Origin of the sequence: Streptomyces sp. NPDC050418 (assembly GCF_044458745.1) — a bacterium.
Classification (GTDB): Bacteria; Actinomycetota; Actinomycetes; order Streptomycetales; family Streptomycetaceae; genus Streptomyces.
In genome coordinates this window covers 39066-56833 of sequence record NZ_JBITIG010000009.1, presented here as the reverse complement: position 1 = coordinate 56833, position 17768 = coordinate 39066, and the positions used below count along the sequence as shown (strand labels likewise).

The 17768-nt window shown below is 71.7% G+C and carries 19 protein-coding genes; 5 read left to right on the top strand and 14 right to left on the bottom strand.

The annotated features are described in order from the left end of the window. Positions 1-91: 91 nt before the first annotated feature. On the top strand, positions 92-469 hold the full coding sequence (locus ACIBI4_RS22545; protein WP_399205774.1) for a SchA/CurD-like domain-containing protein: 378 nt from the start codon (positions 92-94) through the stop codon (positions 467-469). 57 nt (positions 470-526) lie between these two features. Here the strand turns inward: ACIBI4_RS22545 and ACIBI4_RS22540 are convergent, their stop codons facing one another. The 10 genes from ACIBI4_RS22540 to ACIBI4_RS22495 all read right to left on the bottom strand — a co-directional run bounded on the left by ACIBI4_RS22540 (position 527) and on the right by ACIBI4_RS22495 (position 7382). After that, complete coding sequence (locus ACIBI4_RS22540) at positions 527-988, bottom strand: DUF1772 domain-containing protein (RefSeq protein ID WP_399205773.1); 462 nt, start codon at positions 986-988, stop codon at positions 527-529. After that, a complete protein-coding gene (locus ACIBI4_RS22535) occupies positions 985-1380 on the bottom strand; it encodes a SchA/CurD-like domain-containing protein (protein WP_399205772.1) in 396 nt (131 codons plus the stop codon). The genes ACIBI4_RS22540 and ACIBI4_RS22535 overlap by 4 nt, the downstream gene beginning before the upstream one ends. Then, positions 1380-2111: an SDR family NAD(P)-dependent oxidoreductase gene (locus tag ACIBI4_RS22530; RefSeq protein WP_399205771.1), complete on the bottom strand. Its 732-nt coding sequence runs from the start codon at positions 2109-2111 to the stop codon at positions 1380-1382. The genes ACIBI4_RS22535 and ACIBI4_RS22530 overlap by 1 nt, the downstream gene beginning before the upstream one ends. After that, entirely contained in the window at positions 2108-2377 is a 270-nt protein-coding gene (locus tag ACIBI4_RS22525) for an acyl carrier protein (protein WP_399205770.1), read from the bottom strand. The genes ACIBI4_RS22530 and ACIBI4_RS22525 overlap by 4 nt, the downstream gene beginning before the upstream one ends. A gap of 76 nt (positions 2378-2453) precedes the next feature. After that, complete coding sequence (locus ACIBI4_RS22520; RefSeq protein ID WP_399205769.1) at positions 2454-3284, bottom strand: BTAD domain-containing putative transcriptional regulator; 831 nt, start codon at positions 3282-3284, stop codon at positions 2454-2456. A gap of 28 nt (positions 3285-3312) precedes the next feature. Beyond that, on the bottom strand, positions 3313-4074 hold the full coding sequence (locus tag ACIBI4_RS22515; protein WP_399205768.1) for a thioesterase II family protein: 762 nt from the start codon (positions 4072-4074) through the stop codon (positions 3313-3315). A gap of 70 nt (positions 4075-4144) precedes the next feature. Then, positions 4145-4933 carry a 4'-phosphopantetheinyl transferase family protein gene (locus tag ACIBI4_RS22510; protein ID WP_399205767.1) on the bottom strand — a complete coding sequence of 263 codons (789 nt, stop codon included), beginning with the start codon at positions 4931-4933 and terminating at the stop codon, positions 4145-4147. Next, positions 4933-5274 carry an acyl carrier protein gene (locus ACIBI4_RS22505; RefSeq protein WP_399205766.1) on the bottom strand — a complete coding sequence of 114 codons (342 nt, stop codon included), beginning with the start codon at positions 5272-5274 and terminating at the stop codon, positions 4933-4935. Before ACIBI4_RS22505 ends, ACIBI4_RS22510 begins: the two co-directional genes overlap by 1 nt. A 35-nt stretch (positions 5275-5309) precedes the next feature. Further along, positions 5310-7055 (bottom strand): acyl-CoA dehydrogenase, encoded by a 1746-nt coding sequence (locus tag ACIBI4_RS22500; protein WP_399205765.1) that lies wholly within the window; start codon positions 7053-7055, stop codon positions 5310-5312. Between the two features lie 54 nt (positions 7056-7109). Then, positions 7110-7382: a hypothetical protein gene (locus ACIBI4_RS22495; RefSeq protein WP_399205764.1), complete on the bottom strand. Its 273-nt coding sequence runs from the start codon at positions 7380-7382 to the stop codon at positions 7110-7112. A gap of 196 nt (positions 7383-7578) precedes the next feature. Here ACIBI4_RS22495 and ACIBI4_RS22490 point away from each other — a divergent pair, with 196 nt between their 5' ends. From ACIBI4_RS22490 to ACIBI4_RS22480, 3 genes are all read left to right on the top strand, one after another. Beyond that, positions 7579-8187: a hypothetical protein gene (locus ACIBI4_RS22490; protein ID WP_399205763.1), complete on the top strand. Its 609-nt coding sequence runs from the start codon at positions 7579-7581 to the stop codon at positions 8185-8187. Positions 8188-8444: 257 nt separating this feature from the next. Then, a complete protein-coding gene (locus ACIBI4_RS22485; RefSeq protein WP_399205762.1) occupies positions 8445-10193 on the top strand; it encodes a fatty acyl-AMP ligase in 1749 nt (582 codons plus the stop codon). 19 nt (positions 10194-10212) lie between these two features. Beyond that, positions 10213-11469, top strand: coding sequence for an acyltransferase domain-containing protein (locus ACIBI4_RS22480; RefSeq protein WP_399205761.1), 1257 nt, complete (start codon positions 10213-10215; stop codon positions 11467-11469). A gap of 62 nt (positions 11470-11531) precedes the next feature. Here the strand turns inward: ACIBI4_RS22480 and ACIBI4_RS22475 are convergent, their stop codons facing one another. The 4 genes from ACIBI4_RS22475 to ACIBI4_RS22460 form a co-directional block, all read right to left on the bottom strand. After that, a complete protein-coding gene (locus ACIBI4_RS22475; RefSeq protein ID WP_399205760.1) occupies positions 11532-12146 on the bottom strand; it encodes a DNA-binding response regulator in 615 nt (204 codons plus the stop codon). Positions 12147-12248: 102 nt separating this feature from the next. Then, on the bottom strand, positions 12249-13427 hold the full coding sequence (locus ACIBI4_RS22470; RefSeq protein WP_399205759.1) for a sensor histidine kinase: 1179 nt from the start codon (positions 13425-13427) through the stop codon (positions 12249-12251). A gap of 222 nt (positions 13428-13649) precedes the next feature. Further along, positions 13650-15923 (bottom strand): TOMM precursor leader peptide-binding protein, encoded by a 2274-nt coding sequence (locus tag ACIBI4_RS22465; protein ID WP_399205758.1) that lies wholly within the window; start codon positions 15921-15923, stop codon positions 13650-13652. Further along, positions 15920-16177: a hypothetical protein gene (locus ACIBI4_RS22460; RefSeq protein WP_399205757.1), complete on the bottom strand. Its 258-nt coding sequence runs from the start codon at positions 16175-16177 to the stop codon at positions 15920-15922. Before ACIBI4_RS22460 ends, ACIBI4_RS22465 begins: the two co-directional genes overlap by 4 nt. A 204-nt stretch (positions 16178-16381) precedes the next feature. Here ACIBI4_RS22460 and ACIBI4_RS22455 point away from each other — a divergent pair, with 204 nt between their 5' ends. Further along, a complete protein-coding gene (locus ACIBI4_RS22455; RefSeq protein WP_399205756.1) occupies positions 16382-17179 on the top strand; it encodes a BTAD domain-containing putative transcriptional regulator in 798 nt (265 codons plus the stop codon). Positions 17180-17768 lie beyond the last annotated feature (589 nt).

Here is a 17768-nt window from a genome sequence, read left to right as displayed (position 1 = left end):
GGGTGCGGGTTCGAGCCGTTCTCGTGCGGTCCGTTGTCGGCTGGCGGGGAATGCAGTCCACCGGCCGGCGACCACGAGGTGAGGAATCGCGATGCCCTTCGCTGCGATCACGTATGACATCAAGCCCGGGTGCGAGGAGGAACTCGCGGAAATCTTCGGGAGTTTCAGGCGCGTCAAGTCGGCCCAGGTGCGCGACGAGGCCGGCGAGGCGGCCGGCACGATCCTGGCCACGGCCGTGTTCCTGCGCGACGACACGCTGGTCAGGGTCATCGAGTACACGGGTGACCTGGACGCGGTGGCCCGGCACATGGCGACACAGCCCGGGGTGCGTGAGGTGGAGGCCAAGCTGAAGCCGTATCTGACCCGGCCGCGGGACACGGACACGGTGGAGGGCTTCGTGGCCACGTTCCGGCGCAGCCTTCTTCGGACGGTGGCGCAGATCTCCGTACGCGACGGCGCGCCTGTCTGAGGCGGGACATGCCAGTTGGGCCGCGCGTGCTGCATGCGCGGCCCAACTCATGTGGAATCAAAGGGCGGTGACCGCCGCGGCCGTGGTCGCGAGGGCGAGCACCGAGAGGGCTGTGCGCAGATAGTGGAAGCGGCGCCACAACGGCCTCGGGTCCGACCAGTCGGCCGGGATGTCGGTGGGGTCGTCGATGGACTTGACCCGCCGGTTGATGGGCACGTTGCACAGGTGCGAGACGCCCGAGACGCCGAGGAGCAGCGCCGCGGACAGGGCGAACAGGCCGCGTGCGCCGCCGCCGGCGAGCACCGCGAGCACCACGTTGGCCAGCATGCTGCCGAGCACGATCACGGGCATGGTGGGATCCCAGTTGCGCCCGATCAGCTTGTGCGCGTACACGTACGTGCCGGTGTCCATCGCGAAGAGCGCGGGCAGCACGCTCAGGGCGACGGCGAACAGGACGCCCGCCGTCACGCCGCCGCCGAGCAGAGCGGCGACGGCGATGACCGACTCGGCGCCGCTCATGACGTGCCGACCCCCGAGGGGTGCGTCTCGGCCGTGAGCTGGGCGATGGAGCGCATGGTCGCGTCGCGGAAGTGCGCGGCGAAGCCCTCGGGCGAGGTCGTGTCGGTCGTACGCGGCGTGGCGAGGAACGGGGCCAGCTTCTCCTCCAGGATGTGCACGCCCTTCTGCCGTGCCATGTGCGCACCCACGGCGGCGAAGTCGCCCTCGTAGTGGATGACACGGACCAGGACGTCGTCCTTGATGAACACGCCGGTGCCCAGCAGCCGCCCCGCGGCGCTGCCGTCGTCACCGGCGAAGTCCGGGGTGTCCACCCGCTGGAAGCCGGCGAATATCGCGGCGATCTCCTCCTCGTACCCGGGCTTCATCCGGTAGGTGATGGCGGCGTAGGGCATCAGATTCCTCCGTCTACTTCGATGGTGGTGCCGGTGACATAGGCGGCCGCGTCCCCGGCCAGGTAGAGGACGGCCCCGGCGACGTCCTCGGGCCTGCCGAGCCGGCCGAGCGCGGTGAGCGCCGTGAGCCGGGCGGCGAGCGGCGGCGGCAGCGGGTCGCCTTCGGTCTCGGTGACACCCGGGGCGACGAGGTTGACCCGGATACCGCTCGCGCCGAGCTCCTTGGCGAGCGCGCGCGTGAAACCGACGAGGGCGGCCTTCGACGTGCTGTAGTGCACGCCGAGCGGGCGGCCGCGCAGCGCCACGGACGCGCCGATGTTGACGATCGCGGCGCCCTGCCCCAGCTGGTCGAGCAGTTCCTGTGTGACGACGTAGGCGGAGGTGGTGTTGTGGTCCATGACCCGGCGCCACTCGTCGTCGGTGAGCTTCTCGAACGGGACATGTCCGTCGACGCCGAGGTTGTTGACGAGTACATCGAGGCCGCCGAGCCGTTCCCGTACCGCCTCGGCGAGCATCTGCGCCCCGGAGCGTGCGGTCAGGTCGGTGGCGATGAGCGTGAAGTCCGCGCCGAGCGCCTCCAGTTCGGCGGTGAGCCCGGTGGCGGCGTCGCCGTCGCCGCGGTGGGCGACGGCCAGGGTGGCACCGGACCGGGCGAAGGCGAGCGCCGTCGCCCGGCCGATCCCCCGGGTTCCTCCGGTGACGAGGACCCGCCGGCCGGCGAAGCCGGTCATCGCACCGCCCCGGCCTTCGGGGCGGCGGCCACCATCTTGAGGAGCATGCGCGGGGTCTCCGCCTCGGCCACCGCGTCATCGTCGAGCGTGACGCCGTACTTGCGGTTGATCACGCTGGTGACCTGCAGGAGCGCGAGGGAGTCGTAGCCGAACTCCAGGAAGGGCGTGTCCAGGGCGTCCTCGCCCTCGAAGGCCATGCCCTCCTCCGGGGCGCCGACGCATTCCAGGAGCAGCTCGCCGAGTTCGGACAGGGTGATGTCGCTCACGGTGGATCCTTTCGTTCTTCCGGCGTGGTGTGTGGGACTGGGAGCGGAAGCGGTCATTGGGTGCCCGTGGGCCCGGTCAGGGCCGGCCCACGAGCGGCCGGCGGCCGTCGGGTGCGGCAGCGGCCAGCTCGAGCTGCGGCGAGGAGTCGAGCAGTGCGCGGTGCAGATACTCGATGCCGGGCGACGGGTCGAGTCCGAGCGTCTGGTTGAGCGCCCCGCGCAGCGAGCGGTAGGCCCGCAGGGCGTCACTGCGCCGTCCTGCCCGGTACAGGGCGAGCATCAACTGTTCGTGCAGGCCCTCGTGCAGCGGGTGACGGGCGGCGAGACCGCTGAGTTCACCGACGAGTTCACGGTGCCGGCCCAGTCGGAGGTCCGCCTCGATGCGGCCCTGCAGGACGCTCATGCGGGACTCGTCGAGACGGGTCGCCTCGACCTCCAGGAGCGCCCCGCACTGCACGTCGGCGAGGGCGCTGCCGTGCCACAGGGCGAGTGCCCGCGCGAAGTACGAGGAGGCGTCGGCCCATTCGCCCTGTTCGAGGGCCCGGTGACCGACGGAGGCGAGGGCGTCGTACTCCTGCGCGTCGATGAGGCCGCCCTGGGTGTCGAGGCGGTAGCCGCCCGGCTCCGTGATGAGCACGCTCTTGGCTCCGTGCGGCAGGGCGGCGGCCCCGTCGCCGAGCGCGGCGGCGATGACGTTGCGGATCTGGAGTATGTAGGTCTGCAGCGTGGTCTGCACACTGCGCGGCGGTTGCTCGCCCCACACCTCCTCCACCAGTGCGCCGACCGAGACGGACTGGTCCGCCTGCAGCGCGAGCAGGGCGAAGACCTTGCGCGGCTTGACCGCGGTGAGATGCACCGGCATTCCGGCGAGTGTGGCCCGGAAAGGGCCGAGGACGCTGATGTCCATCCGCAGAACTCCTTCGGGAACGATCTGGTCAGCGGGCGGGCACCGGCGTGGTGGTGAGCAACGCCTGCCCTACGGCCCGGGGCGCTTCGCGCCCGCGGACGAAGAAGTGGGCGCCGGGAACGGTCTGGAGCATGAAGCCCGCTCCCGCGCAGTACCGCCATTCCCCCACCTGTCCTGCCGGTGCGATCCGGTCCCGCCGGCCGGCGAACGCCCAGAGCGGGCTTGCCAGTCGGCGGACGGGAAGGGCGCGCAGGGCACGGGCAAGGCGCAGGTCGGCGCGGAGCGTGTCGAGGGTGGCCCTCAGCCGCTCGGGGCTGCGCAGCAGCACCGGGGGCAGGCTCTCCTCGTCGGTCATCGCCGCCATGAGGTCCGTATCGGTGAGGTCGTCCAGGTCGGTGCGGTCGAGCAGTTCCGAGCCCAGCTGCGGTGCGCTGCACGCCCCGACGAGCAGCGCGCTGGGCGGCCGTTGGCCGGTGTCGGCCCGGTACAGGGCGAACCGGTAGGCGACGAGCGCGCCCATGCTGTGCCCGTAGAACGCGTACGGTCCCTCGTCGAGCAGCGGGCCGAGGTCGTCCTGGAGGCCGGCGAGCAGCGTGCCGGGGTCGGTGAGGTGCGGCTCGCCGCGCCGCGTCTCCCGGCCCGGCAGCCGCACGGGCAGCACGTCCACCTCCTGGCCGACTCGCTGCCGCCAGCCGGCGAAGGCGAGGGCACCCGCTCCGGCGTGGTGGAAGCAGAGGAGCCGCATGCCGGCGGGTTCGGCCTGCGGCCGTACTGCGAGATAACGCTGCACCTCGGCCTCCTCGGGTCGTGCTCCGCCGGTCGGCGGGCTCCGAGCGTCACCGCACCCACTGGAAGGGCGCTCAACGCGTGCTCGAGCCTGGGTCGTGCAGGACGGGCAGCAGCGGACGGCCGGTCGAGCGGCCGCCGAATCCCGGGTCGTAGACGGCCGCACTGACCATGTAGACCTCGTCCACCAGCCAGCTGTGGAAGGTCCACTCCCAGCCCACTCCGGGGGTGCCGTCGGGACGCAGCATCTGCACCTGCCTGTCCTCGGGCGTGAAGCCGAACTCGGTGAAGCGGAATCTGAGGCCCTGTCCGATGGCCTTGCTGTAGGCCTCCTTGAGCGTCCACAGCCGCACGAGTTCGCCGTTGCGCTGCTCCTCGGGAACGCTGTGCACCGCCTCCAGTTCGTACGGGGTGCAGACCTGCCGTTCCGTGCCGAGGCCGAGCATCCTGCGGTCGGCGTTCTCCGCGTCGACCCCGATCCGGCCGGTCCGGGTGAGGCCCACGACGAGGAGGTCCTCGGTGTGGCTGAGGCTCACGTCGAGCTGGTCGACGCCCCTCAGGTGGGGGCGGCCGCCCGGCTTGTAGGCGAGCTCCAGTTCGTCGGTGGTGGTGCGCAGCACCGCGGCGGCGGCCGACTTGAGGAGCAGCCGGGAGGCCACGAACCGGGAGCGGTTGAGCGCGTGGTTCATCTGCAGGAGCCGCTGGTGGTCGCGGCCCAGGGCGGCGGCAAGGCCGGGCGCACCGAGATCGTCGGGCACCCAGTCCGCGACGGCCGCGTAGACCACGGAGACGCCCGCCGTCTCGACCTCGCGGCGGACCGGCAGCCAGGAGTCGGCGGGACCGCGGTTGCGCAGGGGCCGCATCACGCCACCGGCAGTCCGGTCACCCGCACAGAAGCTGTTGCCGGGCCCCGGCCTGGGCCCGAGGGGCCTGCCACCAGGCGCTGCAGCCGCCCGGCCAGGGCTCCGACGGTGTGGTCCCCGACGAGCAGGTCGGGCAGCGGCACGTCACGCAGGTACGGAAGGCGCGTCTCCAGGTGGCCCTTGAGCTGGAGCAGCATCACGGAGTCGAGTCCGAGGTCGTGCTGGAGGTGCTGGTGCGGGCCGATGAGTCCCGGCTCCTTGTCGAGTACCCGGGCGGTCTCCTCGATGAGCAGGGCGAGCAGTTGGGGGTCGGGGGCGGGTTTGCGCGGGCGTGCGTTCATGGTCTTCCTCACTGTTCTCCGGGTCGCGGGCCGGGTCAGCGGCCGAGCTGGGTTGCGTACAGGTCGAAGCTCCGGGCGTCGTCGAAGCGGTCGAGCACCTCGGCCAGGAGATGGTCGGTGCCCTCCTCCGGGGGGTGCACGGCCGTGCGGTCGAGGCGTCCGACGATCCGGGCCAGTGCCATGGCCGCCCACGCGGGGTCGGCGAGCAGTCCGCCGCGGCCGGGCCCCGCGGCGTGGGCCTCGTGCCAGACGCCGAGACAGGCCGCGCCCGCGGCGATGAGGGCGTAGCGGTCCACGAGGGCGTAGACGCGCGGGCTGAGCGCGGTGCCGGGCGGGCGGGCCGTGAGACGTTCGCCGTCCTCGCGCAGCAGCCGCAGTTCGCGGTCGAGCGCCTGAGCGGCCTCGCCGAGCGCGCCGCCGAACTCTCCGGGCGCACTGCGGGCTCCGGCCACCGTGACCGTCAGCGAGTCGAGGAGCGTGTCCTGCAGTGCGGTCCTGGTGAGTTCATCGGGCCGTACGGGCGGCAGTTCGTCGTGGTGCGGGCGGAACAGCGCGGCCGCACCGTCCTCGGCGCCGCGCAGCGTCGGCAGCCGTAGCAGGTGCTCGACGACGGCCTCGCGGCTGCCCGCGGTGCCCGCGCTGCCGAGGCCGATCATCGGCAGGTCACGTGCCGTCTTCTGGAACATGCCGTAACTCCCGGCCGTGGCGTACGACTCGGAGCCGAGGACCACCGACAGGTCGTACACCATCTCCGTGAGGAATGTGGGCAGCAGATACTTCACGACCGCACTGAGCGTGCCGCTCTCACGCGGCAGCAGATGGACTCCGCGGGTGGCGACCAGGGCGAGGCAGTCGCAGATCAGCAGGTCCGTGAAGGCGTCCACGAGCGCGGACCGGGTACGGGCGCTGCGCAGCGACGCACGGCTGCGGGCGCGGTGGGCTCGGGCGAAGGCGACGGTGGTGCGCAGCGCCGTGTCGGCGCAGCCGAGGGCCATCGAGGGTCCGGTGCTGCGGGTGATGGGGAAGGCGCGGCGGGCCAGGAGCGCGCCGCCGCCCTCCGGGCCGAGCAGCAGGGCGGGGTCCACGTGCCGGCCGGTGAACTCCAGGCCGTGCACGGCGCAGCCGCGGATGCCGCTGGTACGGCGCCGGGGCGACAGGGAGAGGCCGTCGCTGTGCCGCGTGGGCCCGGGGAGCAGGAACGCGGTCTGCGCGTCGGGGCCTGCCTCGGGGGTGTGCGCGAACACCACGAGGGAGTCGACCCGTGCGGCGTTGTTGAGTGCTTCCTTGCGTCCGTCGAGTCGGTGGCCGCCGGGCACCCTGCGGGCGGTGAGACGGTTGTGCAGGAAGTCGTTGCCGGGCGTGGGTTCGGGGTAGGCCCCCGCCATCCGGCCGCCGCCCAGGAGCAGTCGGGCGGTCTGCTCCTGCTGTTCGGGGCTGCCGTCGGCCCACACGAGGACCGCGGCCAGATACGAGGTCATGCCGTCGCCGAGGCCGAGGGCCGCGTCCCTTCGGAACACGGCCCTCAGCACCCGGGCGAGGACGTCGAGGCGGTCGAGCCGGCCGCCGAGAGCGGCGGGGACGAACTCGGCGTTGAGCCCGAACTCGTCGAGCAGCCGCTGCGCCGCGGGCAGCAGCTCCTGCCGGCGGTCGGCGGCGAGGAAGTGGTCGGCGCCCAGCGGGTTCCCGGGGTCATCGAGGTCGCCGAGGTCGTGCTCGAGCCGTGCCATGCGTTCCTGCGCGGCTCGCTCGCCGGCCTCCGCCCCGTTCACCGTCGTGGTCATGGCCTTCTCCGTCCTCGTTCGGGTCCCGCTGCGGCTGTGCCTATCGGGTGCGGCTCAAGACGCCCTCAAGCCTCCCGGGGCACGATCCGCAGCGTCCGGGGCGGCCGGCCAGCGCGGAACGGGGGTGCCGTCCACCGTGTAGTCCACGCCGCCGAGCCACATCGACCCGTAGGCCACGAGCGCGTTCCAGACCGGCCTGATCAGGCGGTGGTCGGCCAGGGCCGGTACGTAGGCCGCCTCCAGGGGCGGGTCCTGTCCGGGCCCCGGGCCGGGGAGCGTGCGCCCGGTGCCGCCGGGCGGTATCCCGGTCTCGTCGGTGATGGTCATGTGCGTCCCTTCTCCGGTTGCCCCGGCTTTCCGCCGGGACCCGGAGTGTGCGCACCGTTACTCGGCGGCATCTCGAGGAACTCTCGTGGGCGTCCGTTTCCGGCCCGCTCCGGCGGGACTCGAGCGGTTGTCGAGCGGAGCATGGTCGACTGGCCGGACGCGCAGTCTGCGCGCCGGACGAGCGGGAGGTGAACGTATGCCACAGCGTGATCTCGCCGGCAGCGTCACACACCTGCAGATGTTCCGTCCGGCCTCGGAGGATCCGTCGCTCGGGGACCGGCTGCGCGGATACGTCCGCGGCCAGGAGGGCAGCAAGGGCCTCACCGGAGGGACGACTCTGCGCCTGCTCGCGCCCGGGGCCGGATACGTCCGGCTCGACCGGTGGGAGGGCATGCACGCGCTGCTGCGCTCCACCCACGCCGAAAGCCATCTGCCGCGGCTCGCGGACGCGGCGGGCTCCGCCCGCGTCGACGCCCACCTCATGGTGAGCGTGGGGCGGATGCCCGCACAGGTGCCGCTCACCGACGCCGGCCTCGTCACGCTCATCCGGGCCTCAGTGGCCGAACGGGCCGTCCGTTTCGAAATGGACTTCGGCGCGCTCGTCGGCCGCTGTGTCACGTCCGCGCACTATGGCGGCAGCGAACTTCTGCGCTCGGTCACCGACCCGCGCTCCTACACGGGCCTCCTGTGGTGGCGGCCCGCCACCGGTGACCGCACGGAGTCCGGCGACGCGCAGCGGGCCGCCGGCCTGTCGGCCTCGGCGCGTGTGACGCAGGTGCACGCCGTTCCGGTGGGTGACGCCTAGGCCGCCGGACACCCCCAGGAACTGCCCTGCCACGAGCGGTTCTCAAGCCGGGCCCGGACCTCCGATTCCCTGAATTGCCCTTGCCACCCCGCCGATGGGCCGCATCCGGCCTCCTCGGCGGGTGCCGGGCCGGCCTGATCCGGCCGACGGACATCGAGCTTCTCTCTAGCACATCGGGCTTACGTTCAATTTCAGACGGGCTACGAGCGCCCGGCGAGACGCCGAACGCCCGCACGACGTCCGGACTGGGGGACCACATGCCCGAACACCGCACCTTTGTCGAACTGTTAAGCGATCACATCAAGCAGTCACCCGGCCGTCAGGCCCTGCTCCTGCTGCCGGACAGCGACGGGACCGGCCGCGCGAAGTCCGTCTCGTACCTGGCTCTCGACACGGCCGCGCGGGAACTCGCCGGGTGGCTGCAGGCCCGCGGCGCCGCGGGCGAGCGCGTGCTGCTCATGCACGCGTCCCGGCGCCAGTTCACGGTGTCGCTGCTCGCGTGTCTGTACGCGGGCGCCATCGCCGTACCGGTACCGGCCACCGGACGCGGCCGGCACCATCTGCTGCGCGTGGCGGGCCTCGTCAAGGACGCCGCGCCCTGTGCGACGTTCACCGATGCCGCCCTCGCCCCCGATGTGTCCCGCCTCCTCGCCTCCTGCGGCTACGGCTCCGTGCCCTGTCTCGCCGCCGACGCGGTGCCCGCGCACACCCCTTGGGAGAAGCCCGAGCTCACCCCCGACACGGTCGCCTACCTCCAGTACACCTCCGGCTCCACCGGCGCCCCGCGCGGCGTGGTGGTCACCCACGGCAATCTGCTCGCGAACCTGGCGGCGATCACCTCGCTGATCGGTGCCTCGCCCGGCGAGCGGATCGGCGGCTGGCTGCCGCTCCATCACGACATGGGCCTGGTCGGCCAGTTGCTGCTTCCCCTGTTCGTCGGCGGAACCTCCGTGCTGCTGTCCCCCCAGGCCTTCCTCAAGCGGCCCGTCCGCTGGCTCGAGGCGATCGGCCGGTACGACATCGGCGTCAGCGGGGCCCCCGACTTCGCGTACGAACTGTGCCTGCGCCGAGTGACGGACGAACAGGCCGAGCGGCTCGATCTGTCCCGCTGGCACACCGCGGTCACCGGCGGCGAGCCCGTCTCCGCGGCGACCTCCAGAGCCTTCGGCGAGCGGTTCGCACCGGCGGGCCTGCGGCCCGGTGCGCTGATGCCCTGCTACGGACTCGCCGAGGCGACCCTGCTGGTCTCCGGCGAGCGCCGGGACGCCGGCCCCGTGGTGCGCGGCGTGGACTCGGCGGCCCTTGAACGGGACGCACTGCGGGATGCCGGATCCGGTGAGGGCGGGCGTGAACTCGTGGCGTGCGGCCGGCCGGCCGGCGCCGAGGTGGCGATCGTCGATCCGCAGTCGTTGCGGGCGCTGCCCGAGAGACAGGTGGGCGAGATATGGGTGCGGGGCCCAGGAGTCGCCCGCGGCTACTGGCGCGAGGCGCCCGCACCGGGCGAGGTCTTCCAGGCGGCGACCGCGGACGGCGAGGGCGGTTACCTGCGCACGGGCGATCTGGGCTCCCTCGTCGACGGCCGGCTCCTTGTGACGGGCCGCCGCAAGGACATGCTGGTGGTCGCCGGACGGAATCTGTACCCGAACGACCTGGAGAACGCGGTCCAGCGGATCAGCTCGCTGTTCGGCACGGGCACGGTGTTCTCGATGCCGGGTGAGCGCGAACGCGTCGTCCTCGTCCAGGAGTTGCGCACCAACAAGCCGTACGGCCTGGATCTGACCGGGCTCACCGCCGACGTGGAACGCTGTCTGGCCGAGGAGTTCGAAGTCACGGTGGACGGGGTGCTCCTCGTGCGGCCCGGCACGATACGGCGCACGACGAGCGGCAAGGTCGAACGCGGGGCCACCCGGCGGCTCTTCCTCAACGGCGAGATCAAGCCGCTGCACCAGCGGATCGACGAGGAGCTGCTGCCCACAGGTCGCTCGGGAGTGGCGCACCGCGTCTAGCGCGTGAGAGGAGCAGAAGGTGAGCGGATCCGGACGGGAACTGCCCGACGAGCAGGGCTGTGTGGAGTGGCTCCTTGAACGGGTCGCCGAACACGTCCGCCGCGAGGTGGGCGAGGACACGCCGCTCATCGAGTGCGGTCTCGACTCGGTGGCCCTGCTCAGCCTGTACGGCACGGTCGAGGAGGAGTTCGGTCCGCTGTCGGACGAGCCGGTCGACCTGTGGCCGTATCTCACCGTGCGCACGCTCGCCCAGCGGCTGACCGGCCAGGACGAGCCGGTGGCGGCCGACGCCCGGCCACGCACCGCGCTCGTGTTCACCGGGCAGGGCTGCCAGCACCCGGGGATGACGGAAGGGCTGCACCGGCAGTGCACGGCCTACCGGCATCATCTGGCCGCCGCCGACGAGGCGCTCGCTCCGCACCTCGGGCGCTCTGTCGTCGAGCTGATCCGGGGCAAATCACCCGCGGTGGACGAGACGGCGCTCGCTCAGCCCGCGCTCTTCGCCGTCGGATACGCGCTGGCGGCGACGCTGCTCGAAGAAGGGGTGCGGCCGGTGGCCCTCCTCGGGCACGGTGCCGGGGAGTTCGCCGCGGCCACCGCCTGCGGCGCGCTCTCCCTGCCGGACGCGGCCCACCTGGTGTCCGCACGCGGCGCACTCATGCAGCAACTCCCCTCCAACGGCGGCATGATGGCCACCTGCGCCGACCCGTACGAGGCGGCGGAGGCGGTCGCCGCGGAACCCGGGGTGTCCATCGGCGCTCTCAACGCGGCCCGCGCCACGGTGCTCTCGGGCGATCTGCCGGGTCTGCGCAGGGCATCGGGACGGCTCGGGGAGCGTGGGATCTCCAGCACTTTCCTGAAGGTGACGCACGCCTTCCAGTCGCCTCTGATGGAACCGGTCGCCCCGCTCCTGGAGGAGGCCGCGCGCCGGCTGCCCGCGGCCGCGCCCACCACGCCCTTCTACTCCACGGTGTACGGGCGCCGCTACGACGCCCCGCCGGACGCCGGGTACTGGGCGCGGCACGTCACATCACCGGTGCGGTTCGCCGACGCGATGCGCGCGCTGCTCGCCGAACAGCGCCCCACGCATGTGGTCGAGGTGGGCCCGAAGGCGGTGCTCCTGCCGTTCGTACGGCGGATGGGCGGCCGCACGGGACCGCGCTGCCTGCCGATGTGCCGCGGCCCGCGCACCAACGCCGTCGACCTGGCCGGCATCCTGTCCGCACTCGACGCGGGCCCTCTGGCGGAGGACTCGGGCCACGCCCCGCGCTGGTGATGCCCGTCCACTACGAAGCCGTCTCTCCGTCTCCGTACGGCGTGGCCCGGCAAGCAGGTGCCCTACGGCACCCAGCCCGCCTCCTCCGCGATGCGGATGGCGTCGACGCGGTTTCTGGCGTGCAGCTTGTCCACGATGGCGGTCAGGTAGTTGCGCACGGTGCCCGGGGTCAGATACAGCTGCTCGGCGATCTCCTCGGCGTCCGCTCCCTGCGCCGCGAGCCGGAGCACCTGTGTCTCGCGCGGGGACAGCGGGCTGTCCGGTGCTTCCCAGGCGCTGAGGGCCAGTTCGGGGTCGATGACCCGGCCGCCGCCCGCGACCGAACGGACCGCCTGCGCAAGGCGGTCGGGCGGCGAGTCCTTCAGGAGGAAGCCGGAGACCTGCGCGGCCATGGCCCGGCGCAGTGTTCCGGGCCGGCCCAGGCTGGTGAGGATCAGCGTGCGGCACTCGGGCAGCTTGGTGCGCAGCTCCGCCGCCGCGGTGAGCCCGTCGGTGCCGGGCAGGTCGATGTCGATGACGGCGACGGCCGGGCGCACCTGCAGCGCCGTCTTCACGATGAGGTCCCCCCGGTCCACCGAGGCGACCACCTTGAGGTCCGGCTCCATTTCGAGCAGTGCCACCAGTGCACCTCTGATCATGTGCACGTCCTCGGCGAGCAACACCCGCACCGACAGCATCCGTTCCCCCTGTTTCCCGCTGACCTGTTGTCCGCTGACCTGATGAGCGGTGACCTCTTGCGCGGCGACCTGTTGCGCGGTGACCTGTTGCGGCGTGGACGGTCAGGCCGCGGCTGCGTCCGACGTCCGTACGGCGGGTCCGTCCATGGCGGGCCTGACGGGCGCCTCCGCCACGAGCCTGAACCAGCCCTTGTCGTCCGTCGACACCTGGAGAGAACCGTCGATGCCGCTGAGCCGGGTCCGCAGATTCCCCAGACCGCTACCGCTCGCGTCCGCCACCGCCGGACCCCGCTCTGCCGCCACACCGTCATTGAGCAGCGTAAGCCGCACCCGCTCCCCCTCCGTCACGGCTGTGATGGTGCACGACTGCACCTTGCTGTGCCTGAGGATATTTGTCACGCCCTCCCGAAGGGCAGTGGCGAGCACGGTATCCACCACCGGGTGCAGCCGCCCGCAGGAGATGTCCATGTCCACCCGGACATCGGCGGCCGCCATCACCTCGGCGACGGAGTCGGCCTCGGCCTCGAGCGACATCTCCCGGTAACCACTGGACACCAGGCGCACATCCGCGAGGGCCTGCCGCGAGACCCCGAGCACTCCGGCCACCTCCGCACAGGCACGCTCGGGGTTGGCGGGGATGAGGCGGTGGATGAGCTCGCTCTTCAGGGTGATCGTGGACAGGCTGTAGCCGAGCAGGTCGTGCAGGTCGCGGGCGAAACGCAGTCGCTCCTGCGTGACGGCCATCCGGGCCATCTCGGCGCGGGCGGCGTGCACTTCGAGTACCAGGTCGGTGAGCCGTGTCAGCCCGTAGATGACAAGGCCGGCCAGCGCCGTGGAGATGGTGAGGTAGGCGGTTTCGAGCGCCGCGGAGTGATCGATGGACCAGCCGAGCAGCGAAAGAACCACCAGCCCGTAGGCGGGCCAGGCCAGACGCGGGGGAAGGAGTAGCAGAATCGATCCACCGAGCGGCCCGGCCATGCTGCCCCAGGCGATACCGACCCAGAACATGGGCAGATACGTCAGCAGCGTCACGGCCGCGAGGACAAGGCCGCGACGGCGGGGCGACCAGTGGCGGGCGCCCGAGGCCGCGACGATGAGCTGCAGACCGTAGAGCACGAGGGCGGCCGTGAGACACAGCGCGAACCGCACCTCGCCGGACACTTCGTTGCGAATGTTGAGCAGGGTGATCACGCCGAAGCCCGCGATGACGGTGGCACTGATGCCCTGGGCCAGCCGGGGTGCGGGGACGTCAGGTCGGCCACCCGTGCGTTCCGGTCTCAAACGACTCCGCATCACATTCCCCCTGTGCGCCTGCCGATACCGGGACAGCGATGAGGCGCACCCGTGCCCATCGGCTCACGGATGCGCCGCAATGACGACCCCAACCCCGAAGCACCCCAAGGGGATTCGGGAGCTCTGGATTGGAACTATAGGCCGTGTCGGACCTGTGCAGGAAACATGGTGAGACCACCCATATCAGAAGCGGAATCAGGCCAGGCCGTCCTACACCGGAAGCGGAACCGGGTTGAGCTCATCGAACCGCAGGGGACGCGGCGTGAGCCCCATCCGATGCGGCACGTCGTACAGCCGTCCGGGCGCGAAGCGCGCGTAGAACGGGCGCAATCCGGGCGCCACAACCTTCACCACCGGAATGCCTACATCCGGCCGGGTCTGGTCGAGCACGAGCACGTCGAATCCGTTCCGGCCGGCCAGCGAGCGGACGTACTCGACGTCGTCGAGGAGGTCCTCGTTGTGCGGACGCGACTGCCAGGCGCCAGGCCCACGCGCCGACTCGCCCTGGTCCGCGATGAGTTGCGGCTGAGGGATGGCCGACCCGCCGGGCAACGGCCTCGGGGACGGCGCCAGTTGGGCCGCCTCGGTCACCGCCCGCCGCAGCGCGAGCCGCGGGTCGAGGTGCGCCCCGAAGCCGCAGACGAAGTCGGGCTCCGTGTCACCGGCCGACCGGGAGAGCGCCACCATGACCGGCACACCCAGGTCGTTGGTGAGATCGAGCGCCTCCAGGGTGCGGCCCGCCCGGGCGAACGCATCCCTCAGCCGCACGAGCCACGGTGCGTCGAACGCGTCGAGGTCCACGGCCGGAAGCCGCAGCCGGTTGTACCACCAGACGGCCACCGCGTCCCGCTCCACGAGTTCGAGGAAGCCCTGCACCACGGCGTCCTCGATGCTGCTGCCCGCCGCGTTGCCGTTCGAGTCGGCCCACTGCCCGTCGGCCGCGCCGCCCGAGGCGCAGTCGAAGTACAGCGTCGATGTGGGCAGCAGGCGGTGGGCCCGCTCGGTGAGCGACCACACCGGGGTCCAGTCGGTGGCGGCCGAGGTGTCGAACGGCCTGGCCACCTGGTGGAAGGGCCCGTGCGCGGCGTTCCACCGCGACCGCTCCTCGTACTGCCGCTTGTGGAACAGCTGATACGTATTGGGGTGCACGGCCCGCGCCCCGAGCCCCGTGAAGGTGTCGCGCACGGTCAGCTCATCGCCCTGACGCGCCGCACTGTGGCGTTCCACCGCCTCGCAGAGCGCGCTCGCCCGTGCCTCGACCGCGGTGGCCCCCTTGCCGCCGCTGCGGGCGCGCAGGACGCGGCGCAGGTCGGCGACCGAACTGCCGCGCAACGCAAGGTTGTGCCCGGAGTCGTAGGCGTGCATCCCCTCGGGCAGCCCCGGCAGCGGGCTGATACCCGTCACGATGCCGGTGACCTCACCGATCAGATGCCCATGACGCTCCAGCATCTGCTCCGCCGACAGGGCACGGTCGTTGCTGCCGGTCCCGGTCGCCTTGAGCCGTGACACCAGGGTCACCGGGCGCCGGGTCTGCTCGGCGACAAGTCCCGGCTCACCGCAGTCGGGACACTGCGGACGCCGGGTGACCTCGTGACCGGTGCTGCTCAGCGTGAGGCTGTCGAGGACACGCACGGACCGCTGCGCCGGCATCCGCAACCCTGCGAGCCACTTGGACACTTCGAGGACTGCGGCGTTCAGGCCGAGGGCGCGGACAGCACTCAGGGACGGGGCGGGGCGAGGCGCGGGGGCGTCGAGTCCGAGCGCCCTCTCCATCTCGGTCTCGGCCCTGCGGTGGGCGCGCAGCCGGTGCGCCAGACAGCTCCAGCAGGGGCCGTCCCCGTCCGGGGTGAACACCGGTCCCGTCCATGGCTGCGCCCCGTACGGCTTGGCGATCAGCCATGGCCGTCCGACCCGCCGCAGCCGCTCGGCCACCGCGCGCAGCCCCGGGTGCAGGTAGTCCTCGCACAGGACGAGAGCGAGGGCCGGCCCCGCCCCCTCCCCTTCCTTCCCCTCGGCGGATACGACGGTGAGGCCGGCCGTACGGCATACGGCATGCGCCTCGTCGGAGTCGACGTCGCCGACCAGGATGAGCTCGACCGGCGTGCTGCGCACGCTCCGTTCGGCCGTCGCCCCCTCCAGGCCGGCCCGGTCCCAGTAGGCCTCCGCGGACCGTCCCTCGTCTCCGGCGTCCTCCGCTCGCCGGGCCTCGGGGCGGTATCCGACCAGGTTGGCCTCGGCGAGCCGCCGCACCAGGTGCCCGGCCTCGGTCACGGGTATCGCCGTGCCGGCCTCCTGGAGAAGCTGGGAGAGCGTACGACTGCCGTCGAGGAGCGGAACCAGGGTCTCCACGGCCGCACCCCCGACTCTCGTCACGTCCGTGTCCGACCACATGAAGACGGCTTCTCCGGGCACCGCACGGGCCCGTACGTGGCGCTTGAACGCCACGTACGGACCACTCGGGCCACGCTGATCCGTTGCACTCATGCACGGAACCCGGGAACCGCGACCTCCGGCGAGAAGCAGACGCACCAGGCGGCGTCACCGGCACCCGCACCGCTGCTGAGGCTCTCGAACGCGCCCTCGCCGCCGGCCGGTATGAGGGCCGCCGTCTCGATCGTCAGACCGAACTCGCGCAGCACGTCCCCCTTTTCCCGGCCGAGGCGGACGGCGAGCTCGGGCTCGAGTCCGGCACGGGCGGTGAGCTCTGCGGAACGCATGGTCTCTTCAGTGACGTTCATGACTGCTCCTTCTGCGAACGAGTTGGGCTCGACCGGGATTCCGTCGGCCTGTGCTTCGAGAGTCTGGAGCGCGGTCCCCGACCGGGGACAGTGCGCCGGTCACAGGCGCGCCATGACATTTTCATGACGGAGCGCATGCGCAGCTCACTGGGTGTGCGGGCGGCTCGGTGGGACTCTCGGGAGACCGTCCTAGGGGAGAGACACATGGAGATCAATGTCCTGGGAGCTCTCGCCGCGCATGAGCGCGGGCTCCCGGTGGTACCCACCGCCGCGAAGCCGCGCCAACTGCTCGCCCTGCTGGCCCTGCACGCCGATCGCGTCGTCGCCGTCCCCACCCTGATGGAGGAGATCTGGGGCGAGAACGTCCCCCGCAGCGCCTCCACCACCCTGCAGACGTACATCCTCCAGCTGCGCAGGAAGATCTCCGCCGCGCTGGCGGACGACCCCACGCTCGACGCCAAGGACATCCTGGTCACCAGGCTCGGCGGCTACCTCCTGCGCGTCGAGCCGGGACAGGTCGACGCCCACGAGTTCGAGCGGCTCGCCGACAGCGGCCGAAGCGCGTTCGAGCTCGGCGACCACCGCGCCGCCTCCGACCTGCTGCGCCGCGCCCTCGCCCTGTGGCAGGGGCCTGCCCTCGTGGACGTACCGGTCGGCGCCGTGCTCGAACTGGAGGTGCTGCGCCTCAACGAGGAACGCACCACGGTCCTCGAGCGCCGGATCGAATCGGACCTGCGCCTCGGCCGCTACGCGGAGGTGGTCCCCGAACTACGGGTCCTGACCGCCCGCCACCCTCTCCACGAGGGATTCTGCGCCCAACTGATGCGCGCCCTGCACCGCACCGGCGGCAGCTGGCGCGCCCTGGAGGCCTACCAGAAGCTCCGCAATTCCCTGGTCCGCGAACTCGGCCTCGAACCGTCCGCCAGTTTGCAGGATCTGCATCAGGCGGTTCTTTCGGGTGATGCGGAGCTTGCTTTGCATCGGGTGGCTTCTGCGGAGTGAGGGGTTCGGTACGGCAGCGGGTCCGGACGACGCCAGGTGACGGCGATCCGCCAGTTCATCCAGCCGGGATCAAGCCACGGATAGGCGAACAGGGCCGACCCGAAACCGGGCCGACCCCACCTGAACTGTGCAAATGCAGATGCATCCCGAGACTTCGCCGCCGGAGGATGCGTCTCACGTGATCCGTTGGATCGATCAGTCCCTGGCGGGCTGGGATCCCAGGCGAGCGCCTGTCCGCGTCTTTGCCGAGGGCGCCCGAAGTCGTCACTCTGTTCCCTGTATCTCGTCGGTCCCTGGATCTCATCATCTCGGGGATCGGCAGAATGCAGACAGAATGCCCGCACGCTCACAAGCATGTGGGCGAACATCAACCGCGCTATAGGGGCGTAGGTCCCGACGCCGGTCGCAATAGTCCCACTGGCCCCCTCTTGCACAAATCTCATGTGCCGTACTGCCGAGCGGGAAGCCCTGCCTCGGTACAGCTCGGCGCAACCACACAGTCCTGTCCGCCGACCCAGCGGCCGCGATCTCTCAGTTGCCCAATTCCGTTGGGTCGCCGGAACATTGGCCCGGCGATAGCGCGCGCCGT